14 protein-coding genes and 2 pseudogenes are annotated in these 14616 nt (G+C 68.9%); 7 read left to right on the top strand and 9 right to left on the bottom strand.

The genetic code is table 11. The features are described from left to right. Positions 1–144: 144 nt before the first annotated feature. The 5 genes and pseudogenes from IF09_RS0136625 to IF09_RS44050 all read right to left on the bottom strand — a co-directional run. Positions 145–1860, bottom strand: coding sequence for an LPXTG cell wall anchor domain-containing protein (locus IF09_RS0136625; RefSeq protein WP_234321289.1), 1716 nt, complete (start codon positions 1858–1860; stop codon positions 145–147). A 154-nt stretch (positions 1861–2014) separates the two neighbouring features. Continuing rightward, the gene (locus tag IF09_RS48160; RefSeq protein WP_418953102.1) at positions 2015–2440 is read right to left on the bottom strand and encodes an ATP-binding protein; all 426 of its coding nucleotides are present in this window, start codon (positions 2438–2440) and stop codon (positions 2015–2017) included. A 34-nt stretch (positions 2441–2474) separates the two neighbouring features. Continuing rightward, positions 2475–2756 (bottom strand): annotated as a pseudogene (locus tag IF09_RS48705) (hypothetical protein); the annotation flags it as partial. Between the two features lie 273 nt (positions 2757–3029). After that, complete coding sequence (locus IF09_RS48700) at positions 3030–3242, bottom strand: Mu transposase domain-containing protein (protein ID WP_418953101.1); 213 nt, start codon at positions 3240–3242, stop codon at positions 3030–3032. A 22-nt stretch (positions 3243–3264) separates the two neighbouring features. Beyond that, positions 3265–3541 (bottom strand): annotated as a pseudogene (locus IF09_RS44050) (Hsp20/alpha crystallin family protein); the annotation flags it as partial. Between the two features lie 98 nt (positions 3542–3639). On the opposite strand from IF09_RS44050, the gene IF09_RS0136610 reads away from it, so the two are divergent. The 4 genes from IF09_RS0136610 to IF09_RS46075 all read left to right on the top strand — a co-directional run bounded on the left by IF09_RS0136610 (position 3640) and on the right by IF09_RS46075 (position 8261). Beyond that, the gene (locus IF09_RS0136610) at positions 3640–4293 is read left to right on the top strand and encodes a hypothetical protein (protein WP_030303431.1); all 654 of its coding nucleotides are present in this window, start codon (positions 3640–3642) and stop codon (positions 4291–4293) included. A 129-nt stretch (positions 4294–4422) separates the two neighbouring features. Then, positions 4423–6342 carry a molecular chaperone HtpG gene (htpG, locus tag IF09_RS0136605; protein ID WP_030303428.1) on the top strand — a complete coding sequence of 640 codons (1920 nt, stop codon included), beginning with the start codon at positions 4423–4425 and terminating at the stop codon, positions 6340–6342. Between the two features lie 1166 nt (positions 6343–7508). Continuing rightward, complete coding sequence (locus IF09_RS0136600) at positions 7509–7937, top strand: transposase family protein (RefSeq protein ID WP_051833533.1); 429 nt, start codon at positions 7509–7511, stop codon at positions 7935–7937. 174 nt (positions 7938–8111) lie between these two features. Beyond that, positions 8112–8261: a hypothetical protein gene (locus IF09_RS46075; protein ID WP_158710164.1), complete on the top strand. Its 150-nt coding sequence runs from the start codon at positions 8112–8114 to the stop codon at positions 8259–8261. A 111-nt stretch (positions 8262–8372) separates the two neighbouring features. Here IF09_RS46075 and IF09_RS0136595 read toward each other — a convergent pair whose 3' ends face one another. Further along, positions 8373–9512 carry a PucR family transcriptional regulator gene (locus IF09_RS0136595; RefSeq protein WP_030303424.1) on the bottom strand — a complete coding sequence of 380 codons (1140 nt, stop codon included), beginning with the start codon at positions 9510–9512 and terminating at the stop codon, positions 8373–8375. An 87-nt stretch (positions 9513–9599) separates the two neighbouring features. On the opposite strand from IF09_RS0136595, the gene IF09_RS0136590 reads away from it, so the two are divergent. Beyond that, on the top strand, positions 9600–10655 hold the full coding sequence (locus IF09_RS0136590; RefSeq protein ID WP_030303422.1) for a ferredoxin reductase: 1056 nt from the start codon (positions 9600–9602) through the stop codon (positions 10653–10655). A 7-nt stretch (positions 10656–10662) separates the two neighbouring features. Further along, on the top strand, positions 10663–11781 hold the full coding sequence (locus IF09_RS0136585) for a fatty acid desaturase family protein (RefSeq protein WP_030303420.1): 1119 nt from the start codon (positions 10663–10665) through the stop codon (positions 11779–11781). Positions 11782–12083: 302 nt separating this feature from the next. Here IF09_RS0136585 and IF09_RS0136580 read toward each other — a convergent pair whose 3' ends face one another. Further along, positions 12084–12353 (bottom strand): hypothetical protein, encoded by a 270-nt coding sequence (locus tag IF09_RS0136580; protein WP_030303418.1) that lies wholly within the window; start codon positions 12351–12353, stop codon positions 12084–12086. A 549-nt stretch (positions 12354–12902) separates the two neighbouring features. Between IF09_RS0136580 and IF09_RS0136570 the strand changes: the two genes are divergently transcribed. Then, positions 12903–13118 (top strand): hypothetical protein, encoded by a 216-nt coding sequence (locus IF09_RS0136570; protein ID WP_030303414.1) that lies wholly within the window; start codon positions 12903–12905, stop codon positions 13116–13118. Between the two features lie 224 nt (positions 13119–13342). Here the strand turns inward: IF09_RS0136570 and IF09_RS0136565 are convergent, their stop codons facing one another. Beyond that, the gene (locus IF09_RS0136565) at positions 13343–13546 is read right to left on the bottom strand and encodes a cold-shock protein (protein WP_030303412.1); all 204 of its coding nucleotides are present in this window, start codon (positions 13544–13546) and stop codon (positions 13343–13345) included. A gap of 237 nt (positions 13547–13783) precedes the next feature. Beyond that, the gene (locus IF09_RS0136560) at positions 13784–14122 is read right to left on the bottom strand and encodes a MerR family transcriptional regulator (RefSeq protein ID WP_030303410.1); all 339 of its coding nucleotides are present in this window, start codon (positions 14120–14122) and stop codon (positions 13784–13786) included. Between the last annotated feature and the right edge of the window lie 494 nt (positions 14123–14616).

The following is a 14616-nucleotide window of genomic DNA, read 5'->3' as shown; positions in this document are numbered from 1 at the left end:
AGTACTAGGTAGGCCAGGTCCAGGTCAAACGACCCGGGCCTTGTTTGTTTCCTGACCGCCGACTCCGGCGCGGAGGCCGACGGCCCGGCGCGCACGCCAGGGGTGGGTGGCGTTGCTGCCGGGCCGTCAGTCACTCACGCGGTCTCACTTCCCGTGCAAAGCCCTGCGGCGACGTCCGCGAAGCACCAGCACGCCGCCGGCAGCGATGGCCAGCAGGCCACCGAGGGCGCTGTACGTGACAGTGTTGCTCACCCCGGTGGAAGCCAGGCCGCCGGACGTGCTGCTCGGGGTCGGCCGGCCGACGGGTGCCCCGGCCTCCTGCTGCGCACGGGTGCCGGTCGTGCCGGGGGCGGAGACAACCGGCGTGACGGCGGTCGGCGTGGGGACGGGCGTCGGCTTGACAGCGCCGGCAGTCCCCGACGCGGGCTTCAGCTGAAGAGTCGTGATCGAGTACGGCGGCAGCGTCTGCGCGACCGCCGTGCCCCGCTCCGCCGTCGTCAGGGCGGTGCCTCCCGTGGCATACGAAACGGTCGTGACCGCCCCTGCGGCCGGGGTGAATCCGGCGTACGAGAGCGACACCTGCGCCGCGTTCTGCGGGCTCTTGTTGGTCAGCATGACGTTCAGACCACCGTTGCCGCTCCGCACCGCGTGCACAGTGACCGACGAGTTGCCCGAGGACGACTTGACCATGGTGTCGCCGGGCTGCGCCAGTGCGGTCAGCGAGCGGATGCCCCAGTAGGTGGGGAAGGGCGTATCGCGCGGCGGTTGGCACTTCCCCCCGGCGCAGGTTCCAGCGGAGAGCACACCCCCGTCCCGGTAGTCGATCTCGCCGTTGACGGTGGTGGGTACTTCGCCCGAGCCGTTGTGCAGGTTCCACCAGTCCACGTGGGTGGCACCCTGCTCGAACCAGGTCATGTAGGTGTCCGGCGCGAACAGGGCCGCGGCCTGGCTGGTCAAGGCGGGCGAGCCGACGCCGTCGGTCTCGGTGACCGCGATCTCCACCGAAGCGGCGCGCGAGCCCGTGTACTTGGCTATCAGCGAGCGCAGCTCGGACCTGGTACCGGCGATCCGGGAGGGGGTGTTCAGCAGGTCGGCCGTGGTGGTACCGCCCGGATACCAGTGGACGATGACGAAGTCGATCGAGCTTCCCGCGATGGAGAGCACCGTGTTGTTCCAGTCGGCGCTGTCACCGGGAGCCTTCTCCTTGTCCGGCCAGCCGCCGGGGGTGGTGAGCACCGCTCCGATCTTCACCGTCGGGTCCACGGCCTTCATCGCCTTCGAGTAGGCGACCAGGTTCTTCCCGTACTCCCTCGGGCTCTTGTCGGCGTGCGTGTCGGTTTCCCAGCCCTTGCCGTTGCCGTAGTGCCCGTTGCCGTAGACCTCGTTGCCGATCTCCCAGTACTTCACGCCGTAACCCTTGTCGACATTGGAGTACTTGACCCAGTCGGCGGCCTCCTGGGGGGTGCCGGAACCGTAGTTCGCGGTCACGATCGGCTGGGCGCCGACCGTCTTCGCGGTGGCCATGAAGCGGTCGAAGTTGGTGTTGGAGGGGATCCAGCCGGTGCCGTCGCCGGAGGTGTGGGTCTTCCAGTGGTAGTCGTCCGCGCCGGAGCCGCCGGGATAGCGCAGCTGCCGAACTCCTGCGGCCTTCATCAGCGATGTGACCTTGGCGTCCCCCATGTGCTCGTCGCCGAAGCCCGTGTTGAGGCCGACACCACTGCTGGGCACCGTGCCCAGGGAGGCACCGGCATCCACACTGATGCCGACGGTCGGCGCGGCGCCCGCGCTGGGCGCCAGGGCGCCGACACCGGCCGAGGCGGCGAGCACTGCCACCGCCCCCGCGACAAAGCGCCAACGCATCCGGCTACGGCGGGGCGTGCGCCCCCGAAGCATCGGCTGCTCGGCGGATCTTGGGTTGTCTGGTGACACGTGGGGCTCCGATCGGGTGTTGACACAGAGGGCGTAGCGCCGCTGACCACGGCTCGCCCTCGTCGGTACACCCCTAAGTGGCCACTCAAAGCGGAAAGGTTGCCATCTCCTTTGCGACCTTCTCCAGCTCGATCAGCATCGTTCGCTCATGCAGCATCCAGGTTTCTGCCGGAATCTGTGAAGCTTCGGCGCCGCCTGGCACAGGTTCGCCGGAACGTATGCGCTTTTCGACACGGGTCGTGAGGATCGTGCTCGACTTCAGATACCTCCGATTGATCACCTGGAAGAGGGCCGAAGCGCGGTCGCCCGGCAGCGGGAGATAGCCCAGTTCGTCGATCACGAGCAGGCGGAGTCCGGCGAAGAACCGCATAATGCTCGACCAGCGGCCTTCGAGTGCGGCCTTGTGGCATTTGGCGGCAAGTTCGGCGGCGGTGGTGAAGCAGATGCGGTGGCCGGCATCGACCGCGGAGCGGCCGAGTGCGACGGGCCAGCATCGTCCTGCCGGCTCCAGGCGGCCCGTTGTCGAGGAACCGCAGGGTGGCCAGATCGCGGATGAGTTTCTCGTCGACGCCGGGCTGGGTGGCGAAGTCGAAGTCGAAGTCGTTCAAGGTCCATGGCTCTGGCAGGCAGGCGAACCTCAGCCGGGAGAAGGTTTGCGGGCCTCGGTCGCCTCCACTTCGATCTCGAGGAGCCTCTCCAGGGCGGTGGTGAGGGTCATCCGCTCGGCTCGGGCCCGGTCCAGGACACGGGCAAGGGCTTCGGCGGCGTCGTTGAGTTTCAGATAGGACAGGTGGCCTTGCAGCTCTGGTAGCGGCGGGCTCGCTCATCGGCATGACGTCACTCACTCTCACGCTCCTGGCCTTCATGGGTGGGGGCCTGCCGCAGCCGGTCGGCGACGGCGGCGTAGTGGGACCAGGTCGGCCGCGGAGCTTCTCGGCTTTCGCCTGGGCCGCGGCCGACCGGGGCCGGCGGCGGACCTTGGTGCGGCACGGGGCCCTGTCGGAGAACGAGGCAAGTACCGCTCGTTCGAGGGCAATCACGTGTCCGGCGTCCCGCATGGTCTGCCCGGCTCCGTCCGGTGCCCGGCGGTGGTGGGGCGATCACCGAGCGGCCAGAGGTGACCACATGCAGGTCGCCCCTCCCCCGAGGCGGATCCGGACCGTCACGCGGGCACCGGTCAGCCCGGGCGGGACGGAGTAGTGGTTGCCCGCGAAGGAGACGAGTCCTTGCGGGCTGACGATTCGGGTCTGCTCCAGCTCGGCACCATGCGAGGCAGGGGGGCCGTACGGCCGGTCAGGCTTGACCCGCGGCACGCAGGGCTCGCGCCAGCCACTCCAGCTCCTCCTTCGCGTCGTCGCCCTTCGCCACCGGCCGCCGCTCGGCCTTGACGGTGAGCATGTTCCGCTACGTCGATGTCGATCGCGTCCGCGGTCACGCCGGGGATGTCGAAGGCCACCACGGACTGGTCGCCCTCGCGGTAGGCGTCCATCGGCATTACCGACGGCTTTGACCACGCACCCGGCCCCATCAGCTGCTGCGCCATGCGGTCCAGCTCACGGAGAGGGTCAGTGCGCATCAACCTCGTGAAACACCTCCAGCAGATTCGAGCCATTGGCTGCCAATGCGCTGCACTGAAACCGTTGTAACATGTCATCCAACCGACGACAATCATGGTGTCGTCGACCTGCTGACGGCCTTAGGGAGGTGCCCGTGACCGCAGTCGAACAACCATCCACGCCCCGCACCGCCGCCCACGGCCCGGCGTCCTTTCTCGCCGCCGCGGCAGCCCTTGCCGCCATAGAAGACGCGCTGCGTGACGCCCAGCACGAGAGCCCCGATGCCTCCGGGCCCGGCCCCGAGCAGGCTCTGGCCTCCCTGATGCTGCTGCGGCAGGTACGCGAGCAGCTCGCCGGATGGGAGACCGGCCTGATCGAAACCGCCCGCAACGTGGGCGCCAGTTGGGCCGACCTCGCCGGCCCCCTCGGCGTCGCCAGTCGCCAGGCCGCCGAACGCCGCTACCTGCGCGGCCGCCCCGGCGCGGTCGGCACCACCGGCGAGCAGCGCGTAACGGCCACCCGCCAGGCCCGGGCCGCCGAACGCGCCACCGCCACCTGGGCCCGGGTCCACGCCGCCGAGCTGCGCAGCATCGCCGGACAGATCACCGCACTCAGCCACCTCGCACCCGAAGCGCGCTCAGCCCAGGCCGTCCTGAATGCCGCTCTCGGCGCCACCGACGCCGCCGAGCTCATCGCCCCCCTGGCCGGCATGCGGCCCTACCTCGATGCCCGCCACACCGACCTCATCGAAGGCCTGGACACCGTTGAAGCCCGGCGCACGACAACTGCAGCCGTTGGCGATGACTGACTCCCGCCATGCGGAGTCACACCATGCGGGTACGCTCCGGCCCGCCCCGAACCACGCCGACGACGGGCAACGATCCGTCCCAGCCCGAGTACAAATCCGTTTATGACGTTCCTACAGAAAGAGACCCACATGGGCAGCAGTGTCGAGACGCTGGAATTCCAGGCCGAGACCCGCCAGTTGCTCCGGCTGGTGATTCACTCGATCTACTCGAACAAGGACATCTTCCTGCGCGAGCTGATCTCGAACGCCTCCGACGCCTTGGACAAGCTGCGGCTGGCATCGCTGACCGACTCCGGCCTTACCGAGACCGACACCACCGACCTGCACATCTCGCTGGAGGTCCGCAAAGATGCCCGCACGCTGACCGTCCGGGACAACGGGATCGGCATGACCCGGGAAGATCTCGTCGAGCTGATCGGCACGATTGCCAAGTCCGGCACCGCCGGCCTGCTGGAGAAGATAAAGGAGTCCAAGGACGCCGCCACCGCGGAGAGCCTGATCGGGCAGTTCGGCGTCGGCTTCTACTCGGCGTTCATGGTCGCCGACAAGGTCACCCTGCGCACCCGCCGGGCCGGCACCGAGTTTGGCACCCAGTGGGAGTCCGACGGCGAGGGCACCTACGACATCCAGGCCGTCGACGGCCTGCCCGTGGGCACCTCGGTCACCCTGCACCTCAAGCCCGCCGACAGTGAGGACGGACTCGCCGACTACCTGTCCGAGCCGAAGATCCGCCAGATCGTCAAGCGGTACTCGGACTTCATCCGCTGGCCCATCCGGATGGCCACCGAGCGCACCGATGCCGAGGGCAAAACCACCTCCGACCTCGACACGCTCAACTCGATGAAGGCGCTGTGGGCCCGGCCGCGCACCGAAGTGACCGAGGACGAGTACAACGAGTTCTATCAGCAGATCAGCCACGACTGGCAGCCCCCGGCCGAGACGATCCACATGCGCGCCGAAGGCACCTTCGAGTACGAGGCGCTGCTGTTCATCCCCTCGCAGGCACCCTTCGACCTGTTCTCCCGCGAGACCAAGCGCGGCGTACAGCTGTATGTCAAGCGGGTGTTCATCATGGACGACTGCGAAGCGCTCATGCCTCACTACCTGCGCTTCGTCAAGGGTGTCGTGGACGCGCACGACTTGTCGCTGAACGTCTCCCGCGAGATCCTCCAGCACGACCGCCAAATCCGCGGCGTACGCCGGCGCCTGGTCAAGAAGGTCCTCGCAGCCCTCAAGGATATGCAGTCCAAGGACGCCGAACGCTACGCGAAGGTATGGGAGCAGTTCGGCCGGGCGCTGAAGGAAGGCCTGGTCGAGGACACGGACCACACCGAGGCCCTGCTTGAGCTGGTGTCGGCCGCCTCCACCCATGACCCGGAGAAGACCACCACGCTGCGCGAGTACGTCGAGCGTATGAAGGACGGCCAGGACACCATCTATTACCTGACCGGCGAGAGCCGCGCCATGGTGGAGAACTCCCCCCACATGGAAGCCTTCGCCGCCAAGGGCTACGAGGTCCTCATCCTCACCGACCCCATCGACGAGGTGTGGGTCGACCAGGTCCCGGCTTTCGACGGCCACCGTCTGCAGTCCATCGCCAAGGGCCAGGTCGACCTCGACGAGTCCGCCGACGGTGAGAAGGAAACCGACGCCGACAAGGCCCAGCGCGAGCAGGATTTCGCCGCCCTGCTGCCCTGGCTGACCACCACCCTGTCCGACCACGTCAAGCAGGTCCGTCTGTCCTCACGCCTGACGACCTCGGCGGCCTGCATCGTCGGTGACGCCCATGACGTGACGCCGACCCTGGAGAAGATGTACCGGGCAATGGGCCAGCAGATGCCCCCGGTCAAGCGGATCCTGGAACTCAACCCCACACACGCCCTGATCAACGCCCTGCGCACAGCACACGCCCAAGGCGCCGACGACCCCGCACTCGCGGAGATCGCCGAGCTGATCTACGGCAGCGCGCTGCTCGCCGAGGGGGGCGACCTGCCCGACCCGGCCCGCTTCACGCGGCTGCTCACCGACCGTCTGACCCGCACCCTGTAGCCACGGGTGCGGCCCGGCACAGATGAACCCACCTGCCCCGGCGCCCCTACTGGGGCACCGGGGCAGGCTGGCTTGGCTTCACCCTCTGCCCCGACGGCATCGGCATCCCCATCCCGGCCGGGCTCATCTGCCACGGCCCGCTCTAGGGCTTCAAGTTCTCGGTGAGGGGCGCGGAGCAGCGGCTGCACCCTGCCGTGCTCACGCCGGAGCGGCGCCTGGCGGTGGCCGGCGGCCTGGGCGCGCCGCCGCGCTGGCCGAGCCGGTCCGCCGGACCGGGTAACCGCTCACGGTCCCGCCCGGCGTCGACTACCACCGCCTCTCAGCCAGCGAGCACACGTGGATCTTCCACGAGCTGATCGTCCGATGTACCTGAGCTCCATCACCCCGCAGGACGACCCGGTCACCCTGTACGTGATGGGCCCGTAGGGAGCCGGGAAAACCCACATGGCGCGCATGCTGCCGCCGCGCGCTGTGGAAGCGAGCCCGTGACCCCTCCAAAGGGTCTGCGGTGCTCAAAGGAACCCAACTCGGCGACGTGTGCTCGGTCCGCACGGCCGTGAAGCTGCGCCGCTCGTACAGGGCCCTGGCGCGCGCCCGTGCTCCCGGCACCAGTCGACCGGAACGACGCCGCCGCAGTCGTGCCGCTTGCACACGCACTCCGGCCCCGGGCTGGCGTACGTCACCCCGTGACGGACCACCCCCACCGAGCCCACCGAGGCGGCGCCTCGCAGACCAGCCGGCCACGCGAGCGTCATCCGCAGGCCGCCCGACCCCGACCGGAACCGCTTGATCACCCGCACCTCCCCCAGCACCGCCGACGGCCCCGCGCCCGGCGCGGTCAGCCGGCGCACCGAAGCCCCAAGCTCCCCATGCCGCCAGCTCGGCCAGCGCGTCGGCGTCATAGTCGGTGGACCAGCCGGACAACTGGTCCTCGCCCTTGGCGTCGTCGGCCGGGGTCAGCCCCGGGTCATCGAGACGGACCCGGTGCGTGGCGCCCACGGCACCGGCCAGCACCAGCGAAGCGACCGTCGGCCCCATGGGTACTTCGATCTTGTCGTGGGCGAGGAGCCAGGACCACCGCGCGGCGGTCGAACTGACGGGGCGGGAGAGGTTACAGAGCTGCCAGGGCCCGGGGCAGGTGGGGGTACCCTGGCTTCCCCGATCCGGTGGCCGGCACGGAGGTGCACCCGCCCCCGAGCCAGTCCGCCACCGCACCGAACTCGCTGCAGGTCATCACCGACCCCACAGGCAAAATCCTCTGGGTCTCGCGAGCGTTGCCGGGCCGGACCCACGACCTCACGGCCGCCCGCCGGCACCGCATCATCGCCACCTGCGTCCGCGTCGGGACCCCGGTCCTGCCCGACCTCGGCTACGTCGGGGCCGGCGGCACGTTCGCTGTTCCCCACCGACGACGGCCCCGCCAGGACCTCGCTGGCCAGCGGTCGATCAACCGGGCCCACGCCAGGCTCCGCTACCCCGTCGAACGCGGCATCGCACGACTGAAGACCTGGAAGATCTTCCGCCATGCCCGCCGCAGCCCCACCTGGCTCACCCAGGCAGCCAAAGCCGTCCTCACCCTGGAGAGCTACCGCTGAAAACCCTCCATGAACGAAAATCCACCTCTCGCTCGCCGACAACGGCGGCAACCTCCAAGCCGCCGTCGACCGCATCGCCGCGACCGTCCACCGGGTGAAAGCCGCGGCAGGCCAGGACAGCAGTCTTCACGCCTGCCTCGACGCGCTGGAAGCGATGCTGGCCGGGAACCTCGAATGGTCCTACCTCACCCCCGCTACAACGGGCTCGGCCACACCTGGAACGGCAAGAGAGACACCACCGTCATCCTCACCCCCCACCCCACCTTCTACCTGCCGCACACCCACACCACGCCCAGGACACCAGTGGCCACCGATCCCCATTGAGCTGGCCAATACAGCTCTCCCCCGGGCCGCATGAGCCAACTGATGGCACCGAGAACGAGGCACGATTCCTGGACTGCTCGCGGACGCGGTCGTGGACGGTCGAAGTACGCGTCAGCTGACCCGAAGACCGACCGCCAGCGTCAGTTCAAGGACCCGGTGCGGCGATGCGAGATCCGGAAACAGCTCCCGCAGCTGCGACATCCGGTACCGGACCGTCTGGGGATGGACGAACAACGCCGCCGCCACCTCGTCCCGCCTGCCCTGGTGCAGCAGCCACGCCCGCAACGTCTCCTCCTGCCGCCGTGCCGTCGCGACAGGCAAGGTACGCAACGGTGCGAGGGCTCGGGCACGCAGGTCTGCGAACGCGTCCACGTCGGCGCTCAGCACCAGCTCGGGCAGGTGGTCCTCGGTGTCGCGAATATCGGAGGAGAGGGAGCGCGCGCGTACGGCTCGTGCGTACGAGGCGGAAGCACGAGTCCATGGCCGGGCCGGGCCGACCACGGCGGTGCGGTCGGTCAGCTGCCGCAAGAGATGTGATCGGTCGGCATCGGGGACGAGCAGCACACCGGTGGCGTCCGGCAGATCGTCGAGGACGAGGGTGCTCGGGTCGAGCGCGCGGTAGGCAGGCCGGGCCTGGGCGGCGGGCAGAAGGACCGCGGTCAGCGAAACCGGAGGCTGCCAGCCGGCCCGTTGAACAGAGGCCAGCAGCACCTCCGGGCTCGCGCCGGCGAGGAGGTCGCGGGCCAGGTGTTCCAGCTGGCGCTCGTGGGCCCTGCCCCGGGCGGCCAGTTCGTCGGCGTGGCCCGCAGCGCTCGCGGCAGAGAGCTCGTCGATGTAGGCGAAGGTCAGCTCGGCGAACTTGGCGACCTCGGCGGCGGGCAGACCTACGGGTACGGCACCCGCTGCCAGGCATCGCCAGGCCACGCGGGCGCCGACGCGGTAGGCGCTGAGCAGGGCGTCCATCGAACGGCCGTCGCGCACCTCGCCGCGGCCCAGCTCGTAGGCTGCGTCACCGGCGTCGCCGCCTGTGGCGTTCCCGCTCGCGAGGTCCAGGTAGTGCCCCAGGGCGGTACGGACGGCTCGGCGGATGGTGGCGCCCATGCGGCCCGAAAGGGCGTTGGCGTAGGGAGGGACCTCGTCGATGATCGCCTGAACGACCTCGTCGGCGGTGGTCTTCAGCGCGGCCCGAAGTGCGGTGACCGTCGTCTCATCCAGGGCCAGTTCGCTGGCCCTCCGGATTGCATGGCTCACGGTTTTGTTCCCTGCGAACAATTCAGCCGATCAGATTTACGTCCTGCGGTCAGGACTTTACCCCTTGAGGCGCAGCAAGCTGGAGTCATGACGAGTGCAGCCCTCCGCAGCAGGGCGTGGAAACTGCTGGAGATGGTCACGACGCCGCTGCTGCCGTCGGACTACCTCGACCTGGTCAGCCCGCTGCGTGCGGGCGCTGACCTGCGTGGGCGCATCGAGACCGTGCACCCCGAGACGAGTGACGCCGCGACTATCGTGATCAGGCCGGGACGGGGCTGGCGCGGCCACAGAGCCGGTCAGTACATGCGGATCGGGGTCGATGTCGACGGGGTGCGCCTGTGGCGTGCCTACTCCATCACCTCGCCGACGAACCGCCGGGACGGCCGCGTCACAATCACCGTGAAGGCGATCCCGGACGGCAAGGTCAGCAACCACCTGGTCCGCAGGGCGAAACCGGGCACGCTGGTCCAGCTCGACCAGCCGACCGGTGACTTCGTGCTGCCGCAGGCCAAGCCCGCCAAAGTGCTCTACCTGACGGCCGGCAGCGGCATCACGCCCGTGATGGGCATGCTGCGCGACAACGAGCTCGACGACGTCGTCATGGTCCACTGCGCGCCACGGCCGCACGACGTGATCTTCCGCGACGAACTGCACGGCCTGGTCGCGGACAGGAAGCTGCGGCTCACCGAGGTGCACACCGAGACAGACGGCGTGCTCGACATCGCCCGTCTCGACGCACTCGTGCCCGACTGGGCCGAGCGCGAGACCTGGGCCTGCGGGCCCGCGGGCCTGCTGGACGCCGCCGAAGAGCACTGGACCGAGCACGGCGTACCAGAGCGCCTGCACACCGAACGCTTCCGCCCCAGCATCGTCGTCGCCGGCGACGGCGGCGAGGTTACGTTCAGCGTCACGGGCAAGACGGTCGACGCGGACGGCGCCACGCCGTTGCTGGACATCGGCGAGGAGGCCGGCGTGCTCATGCCCTCCGGGTGCCGCATGGGCATCTGCTTCGGCTGCATCACGCCGCTCAAGGCGGGCGCCGTCCGTGACCTGCGCACCGGCGAGATCACCGAGGCCGAGCCGGGCGTCCTCATCCAGACCTGCGTGTCCGCCGCCGCGGGCCCCTGCGACATCGAACGATAGGAAGACCTTGACCGCTATCGACCCCACCGCCCACCTGACCGCGGAGCAGATCGAGGAGCTCGGCCGCGAGCTGGACGCGATCCGCGACGAGGTGATCGCCGACCGCGGCGAGAAGGACGCCGCCTACATCCGCAAGGTCATCTCGGCGCAGCGCAAGCTCGAGCTGGCCAGCAGGGGCGTGCTGCTGTTCTCGTTCTTCCCGCCCGCGTGGCTGCTCGGCACCGCCGGGCTGTCCGTGGCGAAGATCATGGACAACATGGAGATCGGTCACAACATCCTGCACGGCCAGTGGGACTGGATGCGAGACCCGAAGATCCACTCCTCCACCTGGGATTGGGATCACGTCTCGCCGGCCGACCAGTGGAAGCACTCGCACAACGAGCTGCACCACACGTACACCAACGTGCTCGGCAAGGACAACGACCTCGGCTACGGCATCATGCGCGTCGACGAGGACCAGAAGTGGCACCCGTTCCACCTCGGCCAGCCGCTGTGGAACTTCATCAACGCCTGCTTCTTCGAGTACGGCATCGCCGCGTACGACCTGGAGCTGGGCAAGAACCTGCACAAGCGCCGCCGCAAGAACCCGGAGTTCCGCGCGCGGGCCAAGGCCGTGGGCCGCAAGATCCGCAAGCAGGTCCTCAAGGACTACGTCATCCACCCCCTGCTGTCGGGCCCGTCGTTCCTCACCACCCTCGCCGCCACGTTCACCGCCAACCTGGTCCGCAACGTCTGGACCCACTCGGTGATCATGTGCGGGCACTTCCCCGAGGGCGTACAGGTCTTCGAGCGCCGGTCGATCAAGGACGAAACGCGCGGCCAGTGGTACCTGCGCCAGATGATGGGCTCGGCGAACATCAGCGGCAGCAGGGCCATGCACTTCATGACCGGCAACCTGTCGCACCAGATCGAGCACCACCTGTTCCCGGACCTGCCCAGCAACCGATACGCCGAGGTCGCGGTGAAGGTGCGCGCGCTGTTCGAGAAGTACGAGCTGGAGTACGTCACCGGGCCGCTCCCCAAGCAGGTGTTCTCCGCGTGGCGCAAGGTCTTCCGGCTCTCACTGCCGAACAGGAAGCCCAAGGTCAAAACGCCGGACCGCGAGCAGGAGCTCGTCGCGGCCTGATTCCCGGTATTGGGTCAGACCTTTCGGCCGTACCAGCGGCACCGCCGGTACGGTCAGCCGCGGTGGAACAGGTCTGCGCCTGCCGACCGGTGCCTTCCTTTTGGCGCGTTCCTTCGCCGCCGGGAACCTCCCGGCCTTCCTGGCCCCACTGCCGCTCGAGGGCGTCGTAGTTCGGAGAATCCGACACCCACCCGCCGCCCGCCCGCACGTCGGCGAAACTTCTCTGCACTGGAGCGTTCCTGTGGTCCACAAGCAGCCCAGCGGCCCCACGCCGGGCGCCGTGGCGGCCCGTATCCCGACCGTCACCAGGAGACCCGCAACGGGGTGACGGGTATGCCTGCCTTGGGTGCCGGCGGTTCGGGGTCAGGATCCGAGGACGAGCAGCCGGGTGCGTTGGGCAGGTCCTCAGGGACGGTGGCGGTGCCGGTCAGGGGCATCAGGTGCCCGTTGGCGCAGTCGCCGGGCTGCTGATGGTCGATCTCCCAGTCCCAGCCGGCCGGAATCGCGTGGAAACTGGTGGCGTAGAGGGGCCCGCGGCAGGAGCGACACCAGTAGAACGACCGCCCCCTCACCCCGGCGCCCCTCACGCGGACGCGCCACGACTGCCACCGTGGACGCTCGGCCCCGGACCGGCATGCTGGTGTGGACCGGACGGCGGAAGCCCGGAACGAGAAAGCGGAATGCATAATTCACATCAGCTGAAACGATCCGGCAGCCTCCACGTCACCCCTCCACAAGAGAGTCGGCCTGCTGGCCCAGCACCCTGGCGTAGCCAGCAGCGCGAAGCGAACTGCGACTTCCAGGCGCAAACGGGAGCGTGGTGTTCGGGCGTAGGCCCGTCGTTGCTCGGAGTGTGGTGTGCAGGCGGGTGCGCAGGTGTATGAGGGCGTGGAAGTCCGCGAGGTGCGTGAAGCGGGTCAGCAGGCGGTCGATCAGGATGTCGTCGCCGGCTCCCACCGCCCGCACGATCGCCTCGACTGTCTCCCGTACCGCGGGAGACAGCCGGGCAGGACCGGCTGCGTGCCCGCCGAAACCGGGGCGGGCCCCTGCGGACGGCACCGTCACCTCGTCACACACGGGCAAGGTCCCGACGAACCTGCACGCATGATTGCGACCACGAGTTGCCGCTGCTCAATCATGGACCGATCCTGCGCTCCCCCGAGGTCAGGCAAACCCCGGAACGCCGGTTACAGACCAGCCTGGGCATCGCGCTGGGCACCGCGCTGACTGCCCACCGCACCCTCTGGTGGATCAGCGGCACCCTCGCCCTGATGTGGGCCCTGATGTGGACCCTGATGTTCTTCCTGCCCAAGCGGCCGAGCAGTCAGGCAGGCTGAGCGCCTCTGCACGGCGCGGTACCCGGCCCCCTGCTCGATGGGGCGACCGCGCGGGAGGTGGCGGTGCACCACGGACGAGGGCCGGGCGCAGTCGCGCAGCCCTCGTCCGGTGCGTGTCCGTTGCCTCTGGGGCGCCGACCGGGGTTCCGTCGTTCGGGTCGCCCGCTACCGGGCGGTTGGGAAGCCGGGCCGATCTCGGTGCCCGCAGGCGGAGGTGGGGAGGGTTAGGCCGGGGTGATGTTCTCGGCCTGGGGGCCCTTCTGGCCCTGGGTGACGTCGAACGTCACAACCTGGCCCTCCTGGAGCTCGCGGAAGCCCGAGGAGTTGATCGCCGAGTAGTGGGCGAAGACATCCGGGCCGCCGCCGTCCTGGGCGATGAAGCCGAAGCCCTTCTCAGCGTTGAACCACTTCACAGTTCCCGTAGCCATATCCATGCCTTCCAGTCGATGTACGCCTCCCACGATGTGCGGAAAGCGGAGGTGATCGCCCTGGTTCCTGCGGCACAGCACAGCAAAACACCCACGCCGAAGGCGTGGGCAAAGGGAACTTCCGAACCACGACAGCTGACCCAAACGTTACACGCCCGCACACCCTGTCACCAGAGGAAACGACTCGGCACACCGGGCCGCGGGGCCCGCCGGTGTCCGGCGGGCGTGGGTGCGGTCTCAGGCCGCGGCCGCCGGGTTCGCCGAACCGGCGGCGCGGCGGTACTCGGCGTTGGTGCGCTGGGCTTCCTCGAGCTGGTCTTCCAGGATGACGATGCGGCAGGCCGCCTCGATCGGGGTGCCCTGGTCGACGAGCTCCCGGGCGCGGGCCGCGATGCGCAGCTGGTAGCGGGAGTAACGGCGGTGCCCGCCGGCGGAGCGCAGCGGGGTGATCAGGCGGGCCTCTCCGATGGCGCGCAGGAAGCCCTGGGTGGTGCCGAGCATTTCGGCGGCCCGGCCCATGGTGTAGGCGGGGTAGTCGTCGTCGTCGAGACGGCCAAGCATGTCTTCTGCGGTCATTTCACCTCTCTGCGGAACGCGTGGAGGGGCCCGGGTGCCTGCTGGCACCCGGGCCCCGAAGGAACTGCTACACCATCTGCCGGGCCTGATACTGCGCCGGCGTTCTGTTTCCGCCTGCCCGACCTGAGCTTCGTCGGGGATGCGGGGATCGCGGATGCGTGACCGGAGACCACCTCACTAACGATGTCCTGCGGTACCCGGACTCGCGTGGCGTCCGGGCGATCCTGATGGCGCCTCAACTCCTCCGTTCTTCCCTCTGGTGATCAACTGCTACCTGCGGGAACTTCTGTACTGCTGGTAATGCGAACTGCGGGTACTGCTCCACTCGGTACTGCTGGTGATGCGAACTGCTCAGTGGCCTGCAGTAGCGCCACTCTTCGGCAGCCAGCCCCGTCGCCCGTCCTGCGTCTGCTCTGGCTTAGAACCCCACTGCCGAACTTCCCGGTGCGCGCGCCCGCAGCCGACGCCTTCACCGAGGTGCTGCTCACTGACTT

This window comes from Streptomyces katrae (genome assembly GCF_000717655.1).
GTDB lineage: Bacteria > Actinomycetota > Actinomycetes > Streptomycetales > Streptomycetaceae > Streptomyces > Streptomyces katrae_B.
Note: the sequence above shows the minus strand (reverse complement) of the source record. Positions and strands in the feature narration are given on the sequence as shown.